The sequence below is a fragment of the Corallococcus sp. CA053C genome (assembly GCF_003611675.1).
In the GTDB taxonomy this organism is placed as follows: domain Bacteria; phylum Myxococcota; class Myxococcia; order Myxococcales; family Myxococcaceae; genus Corallococcus.
In genome coordinates, this window is record NZ_RAWA01000481.1 from 1 (window position 1) to 6,701 (window position 6,701).

Here is a 6,701-nt window from a genome sequence, read left to right on the forward strand (position 1 = left end):
CGTCGGTGCTGGCCATGGCGGCGTCCACCGGCGGTCCCGCCGCCGTGTACCGCATCCTGTCCGACCTCCACGGCAAGGACGTGCCGCCGCCCATCCTGCTGGTGCAGCACATCGCGCTGGGGTTCGGTTCCGGCCTGGCCACGTGGCTGGGCACGGCGACGTCGCTGCGCGTGAAGGTGGCCGAGGACGGCGAGCCCCTGGTGGCCGGCACCGTCTACCTGGCCCCGGACGACAAGCACCTGGGGGTGACGTCGGACCACCGGGCGCAGGTGTCCGGCGCCGCCCCCATCCAGGGCTTCCGCCCGTCCGCCAACTGGCTGTTCCGCTCCGTCGCCCACGCGTACGGGCGCGCGTCCCTGTCCATGGTGCTCACCGGCATGGGGCAGGACGGCCTGGACGGCATCCGCGACGTCCACCTGGCAGGCGGGCACGTCCTGGCCCAGGACGAGGCGACGTCCGTCATCTACGGAATGCCCGGCGTCGTCGTGGGCGCCAACCTGGCCCACGAGGTCCTCCCCCTGGGGCAGATCGCCCGCCGCCTCCAGGCCCTCTTCCAACCCGGAGGAAGGGCCAGTTGAAGTGTCAGCTCGGCGAAATTCACCGCCCCGTGGCCGGGACTGGAATGGACTCCCTGGTGCGAAGTGTCCATATCGGGTTCCAATGGGGGCCTCCCCCCGTCCCCCCTCACAGATGAGTGCTCCCACGACTGGCCCGGCCTACGAAGCGGTCTTCGCCGCCATACCCGACCCTGCCTACGTGCTGGATGGCACGGGCCGGCTGGTGTCGTGCAGCGCGGCCGGGGCACGAGCGCTCGGCCGGACGCCGGTGGAGCTGCCGGGGAGACACTGGAGCGAGCTGGGCCTGCCGACGGAGGCGCTGACGGCGCTGGAGGCCGCGCGGGTGCGGGTGGTGACGCTGCGCGAGCCCACCACCGTGGAGGCGCCCTGGCCGGGCGAGCAGGGCTTGAGGCTGCACGCGCTGGTGCTCACGCCGTTGCCAGCGGACGCGAACACGCTGCCCGTCGTGCTGGTGACGGCGCGGGCGCTCACGGAGGCCGAGGCCGTCTATTCGCGCGCGCTGGAGCTGGAGCAGGCGGCGCGCGCGGAGGTGGAGACGGCGGAGCGCCGGCGCTCGTTCCTCTACTCGGCGATGACGACGCTGTTCACCCACCCGCCGGATCCGCAGGGCATGTACACGCTGCTCGCGCACCTGGCCGTGCCGGACCTCGCGGACTGGTGCCTGGTGGACGCGCTGGAGCAGGGCCCGTGGGTGGGCCGCGCGGCGGTGGCGTGCCTGGATCCGACGCAGCAGGAGCGCGCCCGCGACCTGCCCACGCGCATGGAGCTGCGCGACGACGCACCGGTGGGCCTGTTGCGCGTGCTGCGCACCGGGGAGCCGGAGCTGGTGCCGGCGGTGACGGATTCGCTCCTGCGCGCGGCGGCGGCGGAGCCCGCGCACCCGGCGCTGCTGGAGGCGCTCCAGGCGCGCTCGTACATGATCATCCCGCTGCGCGCGCGCGGCCACACGCTGGGCGCGGTGACGTTCGTGAGCTCCGGCTCCGGGCGGCGGTACGGCCCGGACGACCTGGCGCTGGCGGAGGACCTGTGCCTGCGCGCGAGCCTCGCCATCGACAACGCGCGGCTGGTGGGTGAGTCGCGCCGGGCGGCCCGCGCTCGCGAGGACCTGCTCGCCGTCGTGTCCCATGACCTGAAGAACCCGCTGGGCGTGGTGCAGCTGGGCGCGGCGCTGCTGCTGCGCGGCACGGCGGGCAAGCCCGGCGGCGAGGCGGTGGCCAAGCAGGCCAATCGCATCAACGACGCGGCCGAGCGCATGTCCCGGCTCATCTCCGACCTGCTGGACTGGGGCCGCCTGGAGGCGGGCCACCTGCCGCTGGAGCTGGGCGAGCACACCGCCGTGGCGCTGGCCACCGAGGCGCTGGAGTCCATCCGGCCGCTCGCGGAGGCCAAGGGGCTGCACCTGGAGGCGGACCTGCCGTCGGAGGCGCTGCGCGTGAAGTGCGACCGCGGCCGCGTGCTCCAGGTGATGGGAAATCTCCTGGGCAACGCGGTGAAGTTCACCCCGTCGGGCGGCACGCTCGCGGTGCGCGCGACGATGCGCGGCATGGTGGTGACCTTCGACGTGCGCGACACCGGCAACGGCATCGCCCCGGACGCGCTGCCGCACATCTTCGACCGCTACTGGCAGGCGCGCGACGCGGCCAGCCGGGGCACCGGCCTGGGGCTCGCCATCGCCAAGGGGCTCGTCGAGGCGCACGGCGGCACCATCCGCGCGGAGAGCACCGTGGGCGTGGGCAGCCTCTTCACCTTCACGCTGCCCGTGGCGACCCTGGGCGCGTCCACCACCATCACCCCGGCCGTGGCCGTGGGCGGCGGTGCGCTGGCGCGACCGCGCGACACCTACGAGCATTAGGAGCGTGTTGGCGTAACGAGCAAGGAGTCGGATAACAGGCTCCTTAGAGCGCAGAGGGCAATCCCAGGCTCAGCCCCGGAGTTCTTCTACGAAGGGACGGCTGAATGCCGATGCAGGTCCTGAGCGGGCCTCCGCCCACGCAACGACCTGCTTCTTCACAAACGCGCGTGTTGGCAATTGGATCGCGCCCCGGCTGCGTAGCGCCAGCTCCAGAGCTAGCGCATGGCGGCGGCGCATGGGCGCGCGGACCAGGGCCTCGAGCAGCGCCTGTGGGGTGAAGGGTTGTCCCTCGAGGTAGCGCTGCCTCGCGTTCAGCCCGGGTCGCGCCTTCCGCCACCATGCCGCTACGCTGTCGGGCTGCGGTAGCGGCAGTGCGTGCTCGGGTTTGAGAGTGAGGTCCGCGTCAAGGTCCTCTTCCTCCAAAGGAGGGAGCGCCTCATCCTCCTCCTCGCGTGGGACCGCGTACTGCTCTGCGATGCACAGCCCTGTCACAGCGCTGAAGGCCTCGCCCGCGAGCGCAGCTACGGGCTTGTGTCGTAGCAACTCCACACATACGTCGGCGGCCTCCACGCGCCCGGAGAAGCCGAGCGCCCAGAGCACGTCTGGCCGGAGTTTCTCATCCGAAAGCAACTCCAGCAGCCGCTTCACGTCTCGCTCCTCCCCGCTCATTCCCAGCAATAGCAGGGGCAACCGGCTTCCTGGCGCTCGCGCAGTGGCCGCGGACTGGCAGGCCGCCCAGGCGCCCCGGTGGCCCGCCATCAGCCCTGCGACGATGGCCGTGTCCCTGAGCGCGGGCTCGCCCGAGTCCAGTGCCCGCTGGAGCACGCCGGGAGCCACCGGGAGCCGCGCCCGGCCAACAGCGCGCAGGGCGGCGGCGGCGACCTGATGCTGCGGGTGGGTGAGGAAGGGCGTGCACAGCGCGGTCGTGGCCAGTCCGTGCGTGCCCAGCGTATTGAGCACCAGGGCAAGCAGTTCGGGGACGGCGTCTTCCTGCTTCAGCAGTGACGTCAGGTTCGCGGGAGTGGCGAGCGATGGAGCCAGCTCGAGCGCACGTTGGATCATTGCGAGCGCGGGAAGCTCGGCAGTGGGCAGCGCGGAGAGCACGGCGGCAGGACCGGGGGGCTCCTCGGCCTGGAGCAGTGCCAGCGCCGCGGCGACAATGCGCTCGGGCTCGTCCGCCAGCGCGGAGACCAGCAGTCGCTCCGCTACGGGCGCCCCGCCCAGCACCAGTCCGTCCAGATGGGCGGCGACCTGCTCCTCCAACCCTGCCGTCTCCTCCAGCGAGTAGTCCGGCGCGTCGAGCGCCGCCTCCCACTGGCTCCAGCGAAAGGCTGCCTCGCTGAGGTGCTCCTCGTAGATGTCCCAGCGTAGCGGCCGTCCGGAGTTCGTGGCCATGGCAGGCTAGTTGATCTCCACCGCGCCACCCTTGATGCGGTGGGTGCCAGTGGCGCGGGATTCCAGGTACGTGCCCTTCACGATGACCTTGCCATTGCGGCGCAGCGTGATGCTGGCCTCGCCACACTTGAGGACGATTTCATCCTTGCCCTCGATGACCACGCGTTTGCCGTCCACGTGGGCGTCCACGGACGGCTTGACCGCCTCAGGTGGCGGGTCGTTCAGCAGAGCGTCCAGCAGGGGCGTGCTGGGCTCCTGGATGAGGCCCATGACGATGGGCTGGCGCGGGTCGCCATTCTCGAAGAGGAGGACGACCTTCTGCCTCCGGGCCACCCCCGTCTGGAGGGCTCTGGCGTCGAGGGCCGTGGCCAGCTGTGCGGGCAAGGGACCGGCGGTGTTGCCCGGGAAGTCGACGAGCGGCACGCCGGAGGCATCAAGCCCGGCGAGCTGACCGACCCGACTGCCAAGGATTGACTCTTGCGACGGCGCCCCCATGAGGGTGGACTTGCTATCGGCAGACACAGTCATGACGGTCCCCTGGCGTGGGTGATGAGAGGCAGACTAGCGCACGGTGCGCATGCCGCGCGAACCCGCCTTGTCCGAGGCTCCTCACTCAGCGCTCGTAGCGGGCGAGCGAGGGCATGAGTTGGTGCTCCGGGGACGTTTGGAGCCCCACGCCGCGCGCCAGGCGCAAGAGGGCCAGGCCCTCGATGAAGATGTGCCGCTCGGTCTCGCCCTCCGCGGTGGGGGAAAAGCGTCTGGCCGCCAGTTCCCGGCAGCGCCGCTGGTGGTCTTGGACCGCGTCCGCCAGCCCAGCCTCGAAGGCCGACGCGTCCTTTTCGAAGAGCGCCCTGCAGAGGCGCTGGCGAGCATCCGGCTCCGGGTCCAGCTTCGCCATCCGCCTGAGCAGCGCCTCCTGCTGCTCCGAGGGTTGGAACCCGTCGAGGAGCAGGATGTGGAGGAAGCGCCCGTAGACGAAGTCCTCCTCGTACTCCTCCCCTGAGAGCCACTGCACCGGGGCCAGGTGCGCAAGTTCCCGCGCCAGACCGTCCTGGCCGGCCACCACCGCGTCGCAGAAGGGGTCGAAGTTGCCGGTTCCCGCGAAGCGCACCGCCGGCCCGCCATCCCTCGCCGCCTTCAGCAGTTCCGCGTGCGCCTCCGCGGACAAGGTCAGGTGGCGGAAGAAGCGCTCCGTGTCCGCTTCCGCCAGAAGCAGTGCGATCGCCAGTATCCTCTCGCGCCGGGAGACCTCGTGCAGCAGCCGCACCCGCGCCTCCCCGGTGACGGGTTCCAGCAAGGCCTCGCGCAGCTGCCCGAGTTCATGGCTGACATTGATGATGATGGTGTTCATGGACAAAGGACGGTGGCTCAGAGGTCGTAGTTGTCCTTGGGCCTGAACTCCGCGCCGAAGTCCTCCATCGGCATGAACACCATGCCGGTGCAGCCAGCCTCGATGATGGTGTGGGCCAGGTCCTCGCGGATGATGAACATGTCGGGCCTCTCTTCCAGCCGGAAGACCTTCGTGTCCGGACCCAGCTTGCTCGTATCCAGCACGAGACGCTTGAAGCGGCGGATCTCATGCGTGATGAGCTGGTTCATCCTGAACTCGGAGTGCTCCCGGTCCACGCAGGCCACCACGTCAAGCAGGTTGGCCACGAAGTAGGGCTCGGACAGAAGCTTCCGTTTGTGGTTGCGCAGCTTTACCGGCAGGAACTCGAAGCGGGCGCCCGAGGCGGATTCGAGGATGCTCCTGAGCTTCTCTGAGACGATGTAGAGGCCCAACGTATTGGGGACGGAATCCACCGGCTTGAGCCCCCCGACAGGCGAGAAGTCGAACACGACCTCCGCGGGGAACCAGCTGCTCGCCGGGCGTCCCTCGTCGAGCAGGAAGTCCTTGTCCTCGATCTCCGGGGGCGTCTCGTCAATCTGGACGAAGGCTTCGTCATCATCGTGGGTCCAGGGGTGGTAATTCATGGTCTATCTTCCGGGCCTCGTCTTTTTGTTCTTGAAGATGACGTCATTGACCTTGATGGGCTGCTCGTTGGCGAGCATGGTCCAGTAGTCCTCTTGAAGCTCGTAGAGTTCCCGCTTGATCGCGGCGACCTTGGGCTCATCGCAGGCGGCCTTCGAGAGCTTCTTCAAATCCTTGGATAGCTTCTTCGCATCAGCCTTGACCTGCTTGTCGTATTTCGGGTGCGAGCCCATGTGGTAGGGCAGGTTGTGGAAGCGGGTGTCCGGTGCGTGCGCGGGCAGGAAGATGATGTTCCTGCCGTTGTGCACGTTGTAGTCAACCCGCTTCAACATTTCGCGCTCCCGGTCGCCGAACAGCCCCAGATACTGGGCTTGGGGAATGAGATGGTGGGCCTGGTTCGCGTAGGGAGTTCCGCTGCGGGAGAAGTTGGGAATGACCTGACCGGTCCGCTTGCCCTGAATGTATGCGGCGGCGAATTCGAAGTAGTAGCGCTCGATGTGCTCGGGGCTGAGCTTTCCGATAGGGGCGAGTGACGTGGAGGGGTTCGTGCCCTGGCCACTGTTGCCGGCCTTCAAGGCCGCCCGGATGCGCACGGGCGTCTTGTAGCGATTGCAGTGCCCCCCATCCGCGAGGATGGCGGCGTGCCCGTTCTTCCGGTAGTCGGTTTCGGAGTCGTCCTGCTTGAAAACCCAGATGCCGTTGTTCTCGGGCAACGCCTTGAAGATGTGACCGTCTGACATGACCTGACCTCCAGATCGCTTCAGGAAGAGGGGGGGGCTAGAGCGCCGAACAGGTTAGGTCACGCCGCGCGCTGATAGCGCGCGGTGACCTCGAGGTTTTGGACGACCGCGAGTCGCCTGAGGTCAAAGAGGTTGCGGCGCGTGCCGCGATAACGGGCCTTCGG

At 69.0% G+C, this 6,701-nt stretch carries 7 protein-coding genes; 2 read left to right on the plus strand and 5 right to left on the minus strand.

The annotated features are described in order from the left end of the window. A partial coding sequence (locus D7V97_RS37860) for a CheB methylesterase domain-containing protein (RefSeq protein WP_147445142.1) occupies positions 1 to 578 on the plus strand: 578 nt, incomplete at its 5' end. A 112-nt stretch (positions 579 to 690) separates the two neighbouring features. Further along, complete coding sequence (locus D7V97_RS37865) at positions 691 to 2,430, plus strand: ATP-binding protein (RefSeq protein ID WP_120615467.1); 1,740 nt, start codon at positions 691 to 693, stop codon at positions 2,428 to 2,430. Between the two features lie 69 nt (positions 2,431 to 2,499). Here D7V97_RS37865 and D7V97_RS37870 read toward each other — a convergent pair whose 3' ends face one another. The 5 genes from D7V97_RS37870 to D7V97_RS37890 form a co-directional block, all read right to left on the minus strand. Then, entirely contained in the window at positions 2,500 to 3,825 is a 1,326-nt protein-coding gene (locus D7V97_RS37870; protein ID WP_120615468.1) for a TIGR02270 family protein, read from the minus strand. 6 nt (positions 3,826 to 3,831) lie between these two features. Beyond that, positions 3,832 to 4,353 (minus strand): DUF6484 domain-containing protein, encoded by a 522-nt coding sequence (locus tag D7V97_RS37875; protein WP_120615469.1) that lies wholly within the window; start codon positions 4,351 to 4,353, stop codon positions 3,832 to 3,834. An 85-nt stretch (positions 4,354 to 4,438) separates the two neighbouring features. Continuing rightward, positions 4,439 to 5,176 (minus strand): Imm49 family immunity protein, encoded by a 738-nt coding sequence (locus tag D7V97_RS37880; RefSeq protein ID WP_120615470.1) that lies wholly within the window; start codon positions 5,174 to 5,176, stop codon positions 4,439 to 4,441. Positions 5,177 to 5,193: 17 nt separating this feature from the next. Next, a complete protein-coding gene (locus tag D7V97_RS37885) occupies positions 5,194 to 5,799 on the minus strand; it encodes a DUF1629 domain-containing protein (RefSeq protein ID WP_120615471.1) in 606 nt (201 codons plus the stop codon). A gap of 3 nt (positions 5,800 to 5,802) precedes the next feature. Next, positions 5,803 to 6,537 carry an AHH domain-containing protein gene (locus D7V97_RS37890; protein ID WP_120615472.1) on the minus strand — a complete coding sequence of 245 codons (735 nt, stop codon included), beginning with the start codon at positions 6,535 to 6,537 and terminating at the stop codon, positions 5,803 to 5,805. Positions 6,538 to 6,701 lie beyond the last annotated feature (164 nt).

What these genes read in the sequence shown, in the direction of transcription:
- D7V97_RS37870 (WP_120615468.1), bottom strand. Translation starts at nt 3,825, where the DNA reads ATGGCCACGAACTCCGGACGGCCGCTACGCTGGGACATCTACGAGGAG.
- D7V97_RS37890 (WP_120615472.1), bottom strand. Translation starts at nt 6,537, where the DNA reads ATGTCAGACGGTCACATCTTCAAGGCGTTGCCCGAGAACAACGGCATC.
- D7V97_RS37880 (WP_120615470.1), bottom strand. Translation starts at nt 5,176, where the DNA reads ATGAACACCATCATCATCAATGTCAGCCATGAACTCGGGCAGCTGCGC.
- D7V97_RS37865 (WP_120615467.1), top strand. Translation starts at nt 691, where the DNA reads ATGAGTGCTCCCACGACTGGCCCGGCCTACGAAGCGGTCTTCGCCGCC.
- D7V97_RS37875 (WP_120615469.1), bottom strand. Translation starts at nt 4,353, where the DNA reads ATGACTGTGTCTGCCGATAGCAAGTCCACCCTCATGGGGGCGCCGTCG.
- D7V97_RS37885 (WP_120615471.1), bottom strand. Translation starts at nt 5,799, where the DNA reads ATGAATTACCACCCCTGGACCCACGATGATGACGAAGCCTTCGTCCAG.